The sequence below is a fragment of the Corynebacterium breve genome, from assembly GCF_030252165.1.
GTDB classification, from domain to species: Bacteria; Actinomycetota; Actinomycetes; order Mycobacteriales; family Mycobacteriaceae; genus Corynebacterium; species Corynebacterium breve.
In genome coordinates, this window is record NZ_CP126969.1 from 989495 (window position 1) to 1002554 (window position 13060).

The 13060-nt window shown below is 58.0% G+C and carries 12 protein-coding genes; 8 read left to right on the forward strand and 4 right to left on the reverse strand.

What is annotated here, in order from left to right; all coding sequences use genetic code 11:
• Window positions 1-85: 85 nt before the first annotated feature.
• Complete coding sequence (locus tag QP027_RS04875; protein ID WP_284826453.1) at window positions 86-1018, reverse strand: DUF3515 domain-containing protein; 933 nt, start codon at window positions 1016-1018, stop codon at window positions 86-88.
• Between the two features lie 34 nt (window positions 1019-1052).
• Between QP027_RS04875 and QP027_RS04880 the strand changes: the two genes are divergently transcribed.
• Genes QP027_RS04880 through QP027_RS04910 form a run of 7 tightly spaced genes read left to right on the forward strand, consistent with a single transcriptional unit; the run spans window position 1053 to window position 8133 of the window.
• Window positions 1053-2015 (forward strand): thiamine-phosphate kinase, encoded by a 963-nt coding sequence (locus QP027_RS04880; protein ID WP_284826454.1) that lies wholly within the window; start codon window positions 1053-1055, stop codon window positions 2013-2015.
• Window position 2016: 1 nt separating this feature from the next.
• Window positions 2017-2661 (forward strand): uracil-DNA glycosylase, encoded by a 645-nt coding sequence (locus QP027_RS04885; protein WP_284826455.1) that lies wholly within the window; start codon window positions 2017-2019, stop codon window positions 2659-2661.
• 11 nt (window positions 2662-2672) lie between these two features.
• Window positions 2673-4217: a DAK2 domain-containing protein gene (locus QP027_RS04890; RefSeq protein ID WP_284826456.1), complete on the forward strand. Its 1545-nt coding sequence runs from the start codon at window positions 2673-2675 to the stop codon at window positions 4215-4217.
• Between the two features lie 4 nt (window positions 4218-4221).
• On the forward strand, window positions 4222-6315 hold the full coding sequence (locus QP027_RS04895) for an ATP-dependent DNA helicase RecG (RefSeq protein WP_284826458.1): 2094 nt from the start codon (window positions 4222-4224) through the stop codon (window positions 6313-6315).
• Window positions 6316-6336: 21 nt separating this feature from the next.
• Complete coding sequence (gene rsmD / locus QP027_RS04900) at window positions 6337-6912, forward strand: 16S rRNA (guanine(966)-N(2))-methyltransferase RsmD (protein WP_284826459.1); 576 nt, start codon at window positions 6337-6339, stop codon at window positions 6910-6912.
• Between the two features lies 1 nt (window position 6913).
• Window positions 6914-7390, forward strand: coding sequence for a pantetheine-phosphate adenylyltransferase (coaD, locus tag QP027_RS04905; RefSeq protein WP_284826461.1), 477 nt, complete (start codon window positions 6914-6916; stop codon window positions 7388-7390).
• Window positions 7387-8133 carry a sulfite exporter TauE/SafE family protein gene (locus tag QP027_RS04910; protein ID WP_284826463.1) on the forward strand — a complete coding sequence of 249 codons (747 nt, stop codon included), beginning with the start codon at window positions 7387-7389 and terminating at the stop codon, window positions 8131-8133. The genes coaD and QP027_RS04910 overlap by 4 nt, the downstream gene beginning before the upstream one ends.
• Before the next feature lies 1 nt (window position 8134).
• On the opposite strand, the gene ehuA is transcribed toward QP027_RS04910, so the two are convergent.
• Genes ehuA through QP027_RS04925 form a run of 3 tightly spaced genes read right to left on the reverse strand, consistent with a single transcriptional unit; the run spans window position 8135 to window position 10713 of the window.
• On the reverse strand, window positions 8135-8905 hold the full coding sequence (ehuA, locus tag QP027_RS04915; RefSeq protein WP_284826465.1) for an ectoine/hydroxyectoine ABC transporter ATP-binding protein EhuA: 771 nt from the start codon (window positions 8903-8905) through the stop codon (window positions 8135-8137).
• 2 nt (window positions 8906-8907) lie between these two features.
• Window positions 8908-9819: an amino acid ABC transporter permease gene (locus QP027_RS04920; RefSeq protein ID WP_284826467.1), complete on the reverse strand. Its 912-nt coding sequence runs from the start codon at window positions 9817-9819 to the stop codon at window positions 8908-8910.
• The gene (locus tag QP027_RS04925) at window positions 9820-10713 is read right to left on the reverse strand and encodes an ABC transporter substrate-binding protein (RefSeq protein WP_284826469.1); all 894 of its coding nucleotides are present in this window, start codon (window positions 10711-10713) and stop codon (window positions 9820-9822) included. It lies immediately after the preceding gene.
• A 215-nt stretch (window positions 10714-10928) separates the two neighbouring features.
• Here QP027_RS04925 and QP027_RS04930 point away from each other — a divergent pair, with 215 nt between their 5' ends.
• Complete coding sequence (locus QP027_RS04930; protein ID WP_284826471.1) at window positions 10929-13028, forward strand: purple acid phosphatase family protein; 2100 nt, start codon at window positions 10929-10931, stop codon at window positions 13026-13028.
• Window positions 13029-13060: the final 32 nt, after the last annotated feature.

Consider the following 13060-nt stretch of genomic DNA (forward strand, 5'->3'; position numbering starts at 1 on the left):
ACGCCCTGGATGGAAACTCACTGCGAGTTAAGCCATCCAGGGCGTTCGGGTTTTGCCATTCGGGTTCTGCGAAGGGCGTCCGGAACTACTTCTCCGGCACAGACTCGGCAATCGCGTCAGTCAACTTGACCACTGCCTCGTTGCCCACCGCCTGAGGCATGGAAGCCGCGATCTCAGCCTCCCGGCCCAGCGCGAACCACGTCGAGGAGGTAGAGCCATTAATCAATTTGGTGTCCTCGAACCAAGGAACGCCATTGATCTGATTCAGTTGCACGCCCGCCTCGTAGTTCTCGGGTTCCGCGACACCGCAGCGCAGCACAACTGGTTCCTGGCCGTCAGCAACCCAGGCCGCGGTGAACTCCTCAGCTACTTCCAAACGCTTGTAACCCTCGGCTACTTCATCAGGCAAGACGCTCATCAGAGGCGCACACGCCGAAGAATCGCCACCAGCCAGCTGCTTTAAAGGCGCATCGCTTGGATTCACTGGCTGTTCTTTCAGCTCAGCGACAGGTAATTCGGACACAGGCTCCGTGGCACCATCCAAACCAAGTTCATCAGTGGTCACGGCCACCACAGGGAAGCGATCTGTGGTGTACCACGTCTTCAACGTGGATCCGGGTGTGGCGTCATCAACGCGCAACCATTCCGCACCGCCGATGTTTTCCGTGGAGGAATACTCGGTGTACTGCAGCGGAACGTCGACGCCACAACGCAGAGTAATACGCTCGAGTTCGCTGGTCTGCCAGGCTGCGGCACCAGCCGGTGCGGGCTCGACCAGCTCGGCACGTTTGTGGCCAAGCAGTTCGTCGGGAAGCGATTCCAACAGCGAGGCGCATTCCGCGGATTCAGCATCGGGGGCGGGCAGTGGAGTCATGGCAACTGGCTGATTAGTCAGCCTGTCAAAGTACACTTTTGCACCGACAATGACCGCGAGAACCAGCGCCAAGGCTAGGCCGAGGCTGATGTAGACCGGTGTTCGGTTAAATTGGAGTTCATCACTCGACGTATCGTGAGTCATAAACCTAAAGTCTACTGAAAGGCTTCCGCCACCTATGTTCAGCACCGGTTTTCCTACTGATGGCCCCACGCTGGGTGATATCGGTGAGCATGCGGCAATTCAAGTGATCGTGGATGCTGCGCCTTCGTCGGTAAATGGTGACGACGCAGCCGTGCTCATGCACGCTTCTCCGAACTCACGTGCGGTGGCCACCACGGACATGCTGGTCGAAGGTCGCCATTTCCGCAGCGATTGGACTACCCCGTTTCAGCTGGGTCGGAAGGCCATCGTGCAGAACTTCGCCGATGTTGAAGCGATGGGTGCCCGCCCGATCGCGGCCCTTCTGGCGATCTCCGCACCGGTGCACACCCCGGTGGCAGTGGTCAGGGGGATTGCCGAAGGAATTGCCTCGCGTTGCGACGAATACGCGGCTGAGCTGGTTGGCGGCGACCTGACCGCGGGCGAGCAGCTTGTCCTTTCCGTGACCGCCATCGGCTCGCTTGGTGGAAATCTTCCCGAGCTTTCCCTGGATCGCGCCCGAGTTGGCCAGCGCGTGGTCGCGCACGGACGCATCGGTTACTCTGCCGCTGGGCTCGCGCTTTTGTCTTCGGGGAGGAAAATCCCGGATTCCCTTGTTCCACTTGTGGAATCTCACCAGGCACCTTGCTTGACTCCCGGTCGCGGTGTGATCGCTCGCGCCGCCGGTGCCACGGCCATGACTGATAATTCCGACGGACTTGTCCAGGATCTGCAGCTGATTGCAACGCGCTCGGGCGTCGGCATTAACGTGTCTTCAGTCTCGATCCAACCCGACGCCTTGCTCATCGAGGCAGGCGAACTCCTTGGAGTCGATCCATGGCTGTGGGTACTCTCCGGTGGGGAAGACCACACTCTCCTCGGCACCACAAGCGGCCAAGCGCCGGCGGGTTTCCGCTCGATTGGTCAGGTGACCAAGGGAGATGCGGTTCGCATCGACGGCCGTAGCCCGAAGTTCGGCGAAGGATGGCACAGTTTCTAACATGGCACTACCTGTTCATCCCTCGTGGCAACAAGTCCTTGCACCGGTCGAAGACCAAATTCACCGGCTCGGCGATTTCCTCCGCTCAGAGCCTGCTTTTCTACCCGCGGGCGACAACATCTTGCGCGCCTTCCACGATCCCTTTGATTCAGTCAAGGTACTGATCGTTGGCCAAGACCCGTATCCAACACCTGGTCACGCCATGGGCTTAAGCTTTTCGACGATGCCGGGAGTCAAACCTCCTCGCTCGCTGATGAACATCTACAAGGAGCTTAACGACGACCTCGGTATCCCTCCGCGCTCGGACGGAGACCTGTCGAGGTGGGCTGACCAAGGCGTGCTGCTGCTGAACAGGGTGCTCACCGTCCGTCCAGGTGCCGCAGGTTCGCACCGTGGAAAAGGATGGGAGCAGGTGACAGAGCATGCCATCCGCGCCCTAGCTCAGCGTGGCACACCGTTGGTTGCGATCCTGTGGGGCCGTGACGCACAGCAGGCCAAGAAGTTCCTCGGTGATACCCCCGTTATCGCATCGGCACACCCTTCGCCGCTTTCAGCTAGCCGCGGATTCTTCGGTTCACGTCCCTTTTCTCAAGCAAACGTATCTCTCACCGGCCAGGGTGCCACGCCCGTCGACTGGCAACTGTAAACTTATCGATCATGTCAACGTTTCCTTCCGAGCTGAATGGCGCCCGACTTCTTTCTTGGGCGCAACGTGCCGTTGACGAACTCAACCGACGCCGTGAAGACATCAACGCCCTCAACGTTTTCCCGGTACCGGATGCAGACACTGGCTCCAACATGGCCTACACAATGAACGCGGCATTGGAGCACGCGAAGGCCCTCGGAACTGATGCGCCTGCAGATAAGGTTGCCGAGGCCCTGGCCACCGGCAGCGTCAGGGGCGCACGTGGCAACTCCGGTGTGGTGCTCTCCCAAGTGCTGCGTGGTTTGGCCCAATCCGCATCGACGGGAAGCATCGATGGTGCCTGCGTGGCGGACGCCCTCGATGTGGCGGTTCGCTTTGTTGATCGCGCGATAGCTGATCCCGTGGAAGGAACCGTGATTACGGTGCTTCGTTCGGCGTCAACGGCCGCACGCACTGCGGGGCCACAGCTTCACGACGTCGTCGTGGCCGCATCTGAGGCAGCTCGGACAGCTTTGGCAAACACGCCTTCGCAGCTAGGTGCCTTGCGCGAAGCAGGAGTTGTGGATGCCGGCGGTGCAGGGCTCGTCGTCTTGCTTGATGCCCTTTACAGTGAAGTGACGGGTGAAGAAGCGGAAGAATCGTCGTTAAGCAATGCCGGAGCGTTGCACCCTGAAACGCATGGGGGACAGGGCGAACTGGAAATTATGTTCTTCTACGAAGGTGACGTGGCCGAGCTGGAAGAGATTCTGAAGCCCCTGGGTGATTGCCTGGTTGTTGCGCGCAGCAGTGAGACTGAGGGGACCGTGCATGTACATTCTCATGATGCAGGGCGCGTGATCGAAGCTGCTTTTGCTGCGGGGCAGGTCAGTGACCTTCGCCTCGAAATTTTGCCAGGGGGACCGCGCACGTCGACGCCCGAACGCATCGTCATGGCTGTGACCCCGCCGGGATCGTTAGCGGAGTTGTACACCCAGGCATCGGCGACTGTAGTGAACCCGAGCGAAGACATCGTCGCGGAGATTTTGTCGACGATTCGTGCTTCCGGTGCCCAAGAGATTGTGCTTTTGCCCAACGGCATGCTGGACAATCGCAGCCTCATCGCAGTGGAGAAGGCCACCGCTGCGTTTGAACAGCAGATCACTTTGCTGCCCACTGTGCGCCTCGTCTCTGGTATCGCGGCTTTGGCGGTTCACGATCCGTCGCAGCCTCTGGCCACGGCGTCGTACACGATGTCGGAGGCAGCAGGGGAGATGCGACTAGCGGTGGTCACGGAGGCTAGCCGTGCAGTGTTGACCAAGTCTGGTCCGGCGTCGAAAGGCGATATCGTCGCACATGCGCACGGCGAGGTCATCGCGGTGGGAGATTCGTTGGCAGAAACGATCGCGTCGTGTTGTCGCCGTCTCTTAGAACCCGGCGGCGAAATGGTCACCCTGCTTGTGCGCTCGGAGTTTGTCGATTCGATTGTCCAGGAAGAACTTGCGCAGACCCTCGATGTCGAGGTCGTAGTTTATCCTGCAGATGCATTAGACGTGTTGGCGGAAATCGGGGTGGAGTAGCGCCGTGTTGGGGTTTCGGGATGACCGTCTCCTTGTCGACGTAATTCCGGAGAAGGAGGCGCAGCAGCTAAAGAAGCACCTTGGGCTTTCGACGTGTCAAGATCTCCTTGAACACTATCCGCGACGTTATATCCACTACGGTGGAACTTCAGCAATCATGTCTGCTCACGACGGCGACACGATTAGCTTCATGGGTACGATCCAGGCGGTGCGTGGCGAGTGGCGTCGCAATAAACACATCTTGCACCTGACCATCTTTGATGGCGTCACCAGCGTGCGCGCAACATACTTCAATTCTGCCTACCTGGAAAAGACCCTTGAGGTGGGCACCCGTTTGATGGTCACAGGAAAGCTCAGCTTTTACCGGGGGCAGCCCCAGATGTCTCATCCTTCTTATGTACTACTCAACGGGTCGGGCCAAGCGACAGGCTCGCTGCAAAAACTGAGCAAATTCGGGTCCCTCAGCGACATGCTTGCAGATCGCGAGTGGCTTCCCGTCTATCCTGCTACGGGCAAAGTATCCACGTGGACGCTCATGGGTGCTGCGCATGCGGTACTCGAATCGTTGCCACCGATCCTAGAGCCACTCGAGGAAACCCCCGCCGGGCTGATCGGTTTTGATGAGGCGATGCGCCAGGTGCATGCGCCGGGGCCGGAGGGCCCAGACTTGGCCATCGACAGGTTGAAGTACAACGAGGCGTTGTCGATCGCGTTAGTGATGGCTTTGCGACGAGTGGATGCGTCCCACGAAACTGCTCCTGCGCTTCTGCGCGTCGAAGGTCGGGCCCAAGACCAGCTGCTTCGGAGCTTGCCTTTTCCTCTGACAAAAGGCCAGCAGAAAGCCGTCGGCGAACTAAGCGACGATCTCGCGCGCTCACTCCCGATGATGCGCCTTTTGCAAGGTGAGGTTGGTTCGGGCAAAACGATCGTTGCGCTGTTGGCGATGCTGCAGGCGATCGACAACGGGAAGCAATGTGCGTTGCTGGCGCCGACGGAAGTCCTCGCAATGCAGCATGCGCGTTCCCTGCAGATGACGTTGCTCAACGCAGGGGCGCAAGTCAGTGTTGTGGCCTTGACCGGTTCGATGAACACTGCGACTAAACAAAGGTCCTTGCTCTCCATTGTCTCCGGTGAGGCAGACATCATTGTGGGCACGCATGCGCTGATACAGGATTCGGTGGACTTCTTCGATCTAGGTTTCGTGGTGGTTGATGAGCAGCACCGCTTCGGTGTGGAACAGCGTGACCAACTGCGTTCGAAGAATGATCGCTACACCCCGCACATGCTGGTGATGACGGCAACGCCGATCCCTCGCACCATTGCGATGACGGTTTTCGCAGACCTGGAAGTCTCCACTCTCAAGGAACTTCCGGGTGGGCGAAAGCCCATCCAATCGTCGGTCGTCCCCGAGTTTTTCCCTAAATGGGTGGCGCGTGCGTGGGAGAAGATCCGCGAAGAAGTGGCGGATGGGCGTCAAGCATATGTTGTGTGTCCACGCATTGAGGGCGAGGGCGGTGTCCTGGAGATCGCGGACTATCTTCAGCGCATCCAATTCCCAGATCTCTCGGTGGGCATCTTGCATGGGCGAATGAAAGGAGAAGAGAAAGACGCCATCATGGCCGACTTCTCTCGTGGAGGCATCGACGTATTGGTATCCACCACAGTTATCGAAGTCGGCGTTGACGTACCGAACGCAACTGTCATGATGATCCGCGAATCCGAATCCTTTGGCGTATCCCAGCTCCACCAGCTGCGCGGTCGCGTGGGTCGTGGCGGGCATAAGTCTCTGTGCCTGTTCCACACGCTGGCAGAAGAGGACTCGGGCCAGTTCGCCCGAGTGCAAGCCGTGGCGAGCACCTCGGACGGCTTTCAGCTGGCTGAACTGGATTTGCAAACTCGCAGCGAAGGCGACGTGCTAGGCACTGCGCAGTCGGGAGTGCAGCGACGTTTGAAGCTGATCAACCTGACGAAAGACTTCTCCATTATCCAACGTGCCAACGATGATGCCGCGGGAATTGTCGAAAAGAATGCAGATCTTGCGCGATCACTAACTGCGGAATTGGCGCAAGACGACCTCGAATATCTAGAGAAGAGCTAGTCACCCGCTAAGGTGGTCACCATGAATCGCATCATCGCCGGGGAAGCGCGGGGCCGCAAGATCAAGGTTCCGCCAGAAGGCACCCGACCCACCTCAGACCGTGCGCGTGAAGGGCTCTTCTCATCTCTGAATGCCCGTGTCGGATTTGCGGGGCAGACCGTGCTCGATCTGTTTGCGGGCTCCGGCGCGCTGGGTCTTGAGGCAGCCTCCCGCGGTGCTGAGCACGTCGTTTTGGTGGAAGATGACCCGCGTGCACTGGCTGTCATTGAGCACAATGCAGAAGTTGTCGGACATCCCAACGTCTCGATCGCACCCGTCGCGGCGTCCACCTATCTAGCTACCGCGCCGAAACAGTACTTCTCGATGGTGCTTGCTGACCCGCCCTATGAGCTCGAGGACGCATCAGTTGTCCAGATGCTTACGGCCCTCAAACCCACGCTTGTCGACGACGCGATCGTCGTCGTCGAGCGGCATAGAGAAAGCCCCGAAACGCAATGGCCCGAAGGGTTTACTCCCACCGGTCAAAAGTTGAAGAAACGCCTATATGGGATTGCCAGGATGGATATGGCGACCTACTCGATGATGGAGGAGTCCTGACATGACTATCGCAGTGTGCCCTGGATCGTTCGATCCGGTGACCAACGGCCACCTGGACATTTTCCGCCGGGCCGCCCGGAATTTCGATGAGATCATAGTGCTGGTCACCGCCAACCCAGCGAAGCAGACGGGGCTGTTTTCGGTGGAAGAGCGCATGGACTTGATTCGCCAGGTCACTCGCGACATCCAGAATGTCCGCGTTGACTTCTGGGGCGGACTCCTGGTGGACTACACCACGGCGCATCGCGTGGGTGCTTTGGTCAAGGGACTGAGGTCCTCGCTTGACTATGACTACGAGCTGCCGATGGCTCAGATGAATCGTCGTCTGTCTGGGGTGGAGACTTTCTTCCTTATGACAGATGAGAAATACGGCTACGTGTCGTCGTCGCTGTGCAAAGAAGTAGTGAAGTATGGCGGTGACATCAAGGGTCTTGTTCCTGACATCGTTCTTGAAGCGATGAAAGAGAAGTACCGGTGACCATAGCAATTATTGTTTTTCTCACGGTCTTCATCGGATCGTGCATGCAGCGCATCTCAGGCATGGGCTTAGGTCTTGTCGGCGGGCCCGTCTTGATGCTTGTCATGGGACCTGTCAACGGCATCTTGGTGCTCAACGTCCTTGCCACCATCAACGCCTTGATGACAACTCTTACCGTTCGCAAAAACGTGAACTGGAAATACTTCGCTGTGATTGCCTCCGTACTCGTTTTTGGCGCAGTGCCAGGCGCGATCATGGTGCGTGAGGTGTCACCGGATTGGCTGCTTTTGGTCGCCGGAACGTTGCTCCTTTTGGCGCTATCAGTAGTAACAGCGGGTAAGCGCTATGTCCCGCGCGTCGAGGGCTACGTCCCCATGGCAGCATCCGGCATCGTCGCTGGTTTCATGAACACCCTTGCCGGGATCGCAGGCCCTGCCATCACTGTTTACTCGACCGCGGCGCGGTGGGACCAGCGGATGTACGCCGCAACACTTCAGCCGATTTTCATGGTCTCTGGTGCGCTGTCGTTTATCATCAAGCAGTTCACCGGCGCTGGCGACCTGGGCACAATCGATCCAGCCATTTGGCCGCTGGGGCTTTTCGGAATGGCAGCAGGCATCTTCGCCGGAGTGAAAATCGCACCGCGGATCTCGCGCCAAAAAGCCCACCAGCTTGCCTTGGCGTTGGCAGTGCTAGGTGGGCTTACCGCGGTGATCCGCGGACTTATCGGGCTTGTCGGCTAATTTACTTCAAGAGCGACGAGAGGAAGGACTTTGTTCGTTCCTCTTTCGGATGATCCAAGACCTCCTCGGGGGTGCCGTGCTCGACAATCACTCCGCCGTCCATGAACGCGACGGTATCGGCGACCTCGCGGGCAAACCCCATCTCGTGCGTGACGACGAGCATCGTCATGCCCTGGTTTGCTAGGTCGCGCATGACGCGCAGGACTTCACCGACAAGTTCTGGGTCGAGGGCGGAGGTGGGTTCGTCGAAAAGCATCAGCTTAGGATCCATGGCTAGCGCACGTGCGATGGCCACACGCTGCTGCTGACCACCTGACAGCTGGACTGGGTAAGCATCCGCTTTCGCAGCGAGACCCACCATGTCGAGCAGCTCCATGGCGCGCTTTCTGGCTGCAGCGACGGGCTGCTTCTTTACCTGCACGGGGGCCTCAATGACGTTCTCTAGCGCAGTGCGGTGTGCGAAGAGGTTGAAGGACTGGAATACCATGCCGATGTCGGCGCGCTGGCGGGAAGCTTCCTTTTCGGAGATTTCGTACAGTACGCCATCTTTCTCCTTGTAGCCGATCAGTTCGTCTTCGACATACAGGCGACCTGCTGAGACCTTTTCCAAATGGTTGACGCAGCGTAGCAAGGTCGATTTTCCGGAACCCGATGGGCCGATCAAACAAGTGACAGTGCCCTTGGGCACTTCAAGGTTGATGCCTTTCAAAACGTCCAAGTTGCCGAAGGACTTCCAGACGTTATCGGCTTTGATCATGAGATCGTTTGCCATGATTAGTTGTTCCTTTCGACGATGGTGACGTTTCCTGGCACGGTGCCTTCAGCATCAGCGAGGCTGGCGAGCTGGCGCGCGGTGAGTTCGCGGGTGGCTCCCTTTTCAAAGTGCTTTTCCAGGTAATGCTGGCCGACCATGAGGATCGAGGTAATCGCGAGGTACCAGGTGGCTGCTACGAGAAGCATTGGCACCGGCTCGAAAAGTGCTGCCGCGATGTCCATCGAGCGACCATAAAGCTCTAGTGAATATGGGACCGCGACTACGAGCGACGAAGTCTTAAGCAGGGAGATGAACTCGTTGCCGGTGGGCGGGATAATAATACGCATGGCCTGTGGCAACACAGTTCGGCGCATTGTTTGAGACCAGCTCATGCCCAGTGCCTTCGAGGCTTCGATTTGGCCTTCCGGAACGGATGACACACCAGAGCGGACGATTTCGGCCATGTATGCCGCTTCGTTGAGGCCCAATCCAATGACAGCAAGCAGGAAGGCAGAAGAAGTCACGGCGTCAAGAGAGATCTCGGTAAAACCAAGGTTGATTGTTTGATACAGCGCACCCAAAAGACCCCAGAACATCAGCTGGACGTAGACCGGAGTGCCTCGGAAGATCCAGAGGAAGACCCACGCCACGGCCTTGAAGACAGGGTTGTCGGACATGCGCATGACGGCGAGGAGCACGCCACCGACAACGCCAATAATCATCGCAAGGATCGTGATGGCAATCGTGTGAAGCGCCGCGATCGCAATACGAGAATCGAAAAGATACGAGAAGTAGGTGCTCCACCCATAGGCTGGGTTGTTCGCCGCACCGATGATGAACCACACGGCGAGCGCGAGGATGATCGTGGCGAGAACCCAGCGACCGGGGTGGCGCAGTGGCCTAGCTTGGATAGCTTCTGGGCGTGTACTCATTTAGATTCCCTCCACTGGTTGTTCGTTGATGAGGGCCTCATCGAGGAGGCCTGTGGTGATTGACCATTGGCTAAGAATGCGTTCGTACTCGCCGGTCTGGATGAGGTGTTGCATTGCCGCAGCCATCGCTGGGCCAAGTTCAGAGTCTTTCGGTACCGCAAAGCCGTAAGGGGCGGCATCAAACATGTCGCCGACGAGTTCCATCTCGCCGTCGGAGCGATTGACCGCCCACGCGGTGACAGGAGAGTCGGCGGATAGTGCGTCGGCGCGTCCGACTAATAGCGCTAGCGCCGCGTTGTCGGACGTGTCGTAGGACAAAATTGTGATGGGGTCCTTACCGGCCGCGATGCACTCGTCGTTCTTCGGGCGAACGTCGTCGGTTTCAGAAACGGTTGTACGCTGCACAGCGACGGTGAGTCCACAGGGGTCAGCGGGATCGATGTTATCTCCTGGCTGCTGCGCCCACTGGATTCCTGCGTAGAGGAAATTGACAAAGTCGTAGTTCTGCCGACGTTCCTCGTTGTCGGTAAACCCTGACATGCCCGAATCGAGCGTCCCCGCCTGAACTGCAGGCAGAATCATGGCAAAATCTTGCTCGACTGGTTGGAACTCCAACCCCAAAACGGATGCAATTGCGTGGCCCAAATCCATTTCCACACCGATGATCCGCCCTTTTGAGTCTTTAAACTCGAACGGAGCAAAAGGTGGATTAGTGCCCGCGGTCAAGACTCCGTCGGAGGCGACGTCGTCAGGCACTAGGGCAGCGATTTCGGGAACCTCGCCGGGAGAGACTTGCTCCCACCCGTCGGGGTTTCCTCCTTCGACGTTGGTCACGCAGCCGGTAAGTGTTCCGGCAGCCGCCAGGGTGGCGACCAATGTGACGTGTTTTTTCATAGTGCAAAACTCTACCTGCTCAGCACCGGAAGGCGGGTATCGCCCCAGCGTGGAGGGAGGGCTGGAACCAAACAGCGGAAAATTGTTCCTCAGCCGATGATAAGGTTAATCTGAAAGTAATCACAGGTAGATGTACTGTTAACCCTAGTTTGCCACAATGGCTTTCTACATCCGTGTTGCCTATACACCCCGATTAACTGAAAAGGAATTCTGCAGTGTCTTCTCGTCGCCGTGTTCCCGCGACCGTACTTGCTCTAGCAACGGCCTTGTCTTTCGTCCACGTCCCAGCAATCGCAGAGGAAAACGCACCAAGCGTTTCCCAACCCGCGGCACCGCAGCCGGGTTTCCGCGTGCTTCCATATCTTATGAAGCCAGCGTCTGACCAGATGACCATCAACTTCTTCACCGAGCTTGGCAACGACGCCACCGTAACCGTGACTCAGTCCGGCGAGGTTGTCCTCGAAGAGCAAGCGCGGGGCGAGTACCAGGAAAATCTGCAGTACACCCAGCTTGAACTTGAACAAGAAATCGAGGGCCTAGACAAGGGATCGTGGTTGAAGTCGAACGACAACTACAAGTACTCGGTCACGGTGTCAGACCTCGCCCCGAACACGACCTACAACTACACAGTGACCGTCGATGAAGTTGAGTACAGCAACGCATTTACCACCGCGCCAACCAGCGACGAGTGGGACAACATTCGCGTTATCGCTTTTTCCGACTCTGAAACCGAGCCGGCTGGCCGCCCGAAGGTCTCTGGAGCGCGTGAATGGGAGCGCAACCGCACGTTTGCGGAAGGTTCACTAGATCGTCCAGGTGCAGGTTCCGCTTGGTTTGAAAAGTTTGGATCGAACAACCGTCAGGGCCAGGATGAACCCCGCTACCCGCTGACCCAGGACGAGGCTTTCCGCCACAACCTGGGGATCGTCGAGGCTCAGAACCCTGACTTGCTCATGGTCGCGGGTGATTTGACCCAGGGCTCTGGCTACCAACCGGCATGGGACGAGTACATGGGCTATGTGGCGGGCGAGAATGGTGACATTGCGGCATCGACTCCGATGCTTACCGCTTTGGGTAACTGGGAAACCTTTGGCGCTCTCAACGGTTCCTACTCGGATGAGAATGGTGTTGCCCACGGTGCGCACAAGGGGCGAGCTGCATACCAGACCTACATCGACACCTTTGGCTCGGATAACCCTGACCACGCAGATTCCTACTATCGCGTTGACCACGGCCCGTTAACCATCATTACCCTTGATTCCACTAACGGCCTGCCAGATGAGAACTACGACGAGGTCAAGCAGGAGCAGATTTCTGGCAACGACAAGGACATCGAAGCAGCAGGTGCAATTGGTACCGACACCAATACCAGCTACAGCCTCGAAGGTATCCAGGCTGCCGGGAACACCGACCAGCCTGACTTTGGCGAAGGATCGGAGCAATGGGTCTGGGCAGAAAAGCAGCTTGCCGACGCCCGCGAGGCTGGTCAATATGTTGTAGTCCAATTCCACCACGCGGCTTATTCCAACGGCGTGCACGGCACCGCCACCCGCTCGGCAACCCCTGACGCACAGCCAGGCACGCCCATGCGCGTGTACACCCCGATGTTTGAGAAGTACGGTGTAGCTGCCGTGATCTCTGGTCACGATGAAATGTTTGAGCGGTCTTGGGTCGACATGGACGGCGACGGTGTCGGCTTCCACAGCTTTGACGTGGGAGTGGCTGCTGACGGTCTGCGCGGTGACTACCGCCAAGAGGTCGACGGGGAAGTCACCCCAGTTAATTTCAACACCTATTCCGAGTGGATGGCCCAGGCCGACGAGCCTGAGAACTGGCAAGACGTCGACGGAGTTCGCCAACTCATCGATGGAGGCAAGCACTACGGTCATCTGCAGATGGACCTTGAGCCTGTCGAATGCGCCGATGGTGGTACAGGAGCGAAACTCACCACCACACCGGTGTATGCGTTCCCAGTTCTTGACAGTGATTACAACTTGGTCGAGGTTGAGCGTCGCGAGTACAACGATGTCCAGTCCATCTTCTTCAACGCTGACGGAACACCAGCCCCGCGCGGATCCGAGTGCTCGGGAGCCGACATCGACGATGACACCGCCGAAGAACCGATCGACGAACCGATCGACGAGCCAAACGACGACACCGAGAACTCTTCCGATGACCCGAGCTTCCTCGGCAAGTTGATCACCTTCTTGGGCCTTGTCACTACGGCGTTCACATTGATGCCATTTAGCCCCGAAACGATGGACAAGATCTGGGACGTTTTCAAGGGCCCGCTGGGCCTAAGTTTTAAACGCTAGGCGCTTTAAAACGACAATCCCGCCCCACCCAG

Excerpts from the sequence above, each read along its gene's own strand:
- ehuA (WP_284826465.1), bottom strand. The coding sequence starts at position 8,905 with ATGGCAAACGATCTCATGATCAAAGCCGATAACGTCTGGAAGTCCTTC.
- coaD (WP_284826461.1), top strand. The coding sequence starts at position 6,914 with ATGACTATCGCAGTGTGCCCTGGATCGTTCGATCCGGTGACCAACGGC.
- QP027_RS04890 (WP_284826456.1), top strand. The coding sequence starts at position 2,673 with ATGTCAACGTTTCCTTCCGAGCTGAATGGCGCCCGACTTCTTTCTTGG.
- QP027_RS04885 (WP_284826455.1), top strand. The coding sequence starts at position 2,017 with ATGGCACTACCTGTTCATCCCTCGTGGCAACAAGTCCTTGCACCGGTC.
- QP027_RS04875 (WP_284826453.1), bottom strand. The coding sequence starts at position 1,018 with ATGACTCACGATACGTCGAGTGATGAACTCCAATTTAACCGAACACCG.
- rsmD (WP_284826459.1), top strand. The coding sequence starts at position 6,337 with ATGAATCGCATCATCGCCGGGGAAGCGCGGGGCCGCAAGATCAAGGTT.
- QP027_RS04920 (WP_284826467.1), bottom strand. The coding sequence starts at position 9,819 with ATGAGTACACGCCCAGAAGCTATCCAAGCTAGGCCACTGCGCCACCCC.
- QP027_RS04925 (WP_284826469.1), bottom strand. The coding sequence starts at position 10,713 with ATGAAAAAACACGTCACATTGGTCGCCACCCTGGCGGCTGCCGGAACA.
- QP027_RS04880 (WP_284826454.1), top strand. The coding sequence starts at position 1,053 with ATGTTCAGCACCGGTTTTCCTACTGATGGCCCCACGCTGGGTGATATC.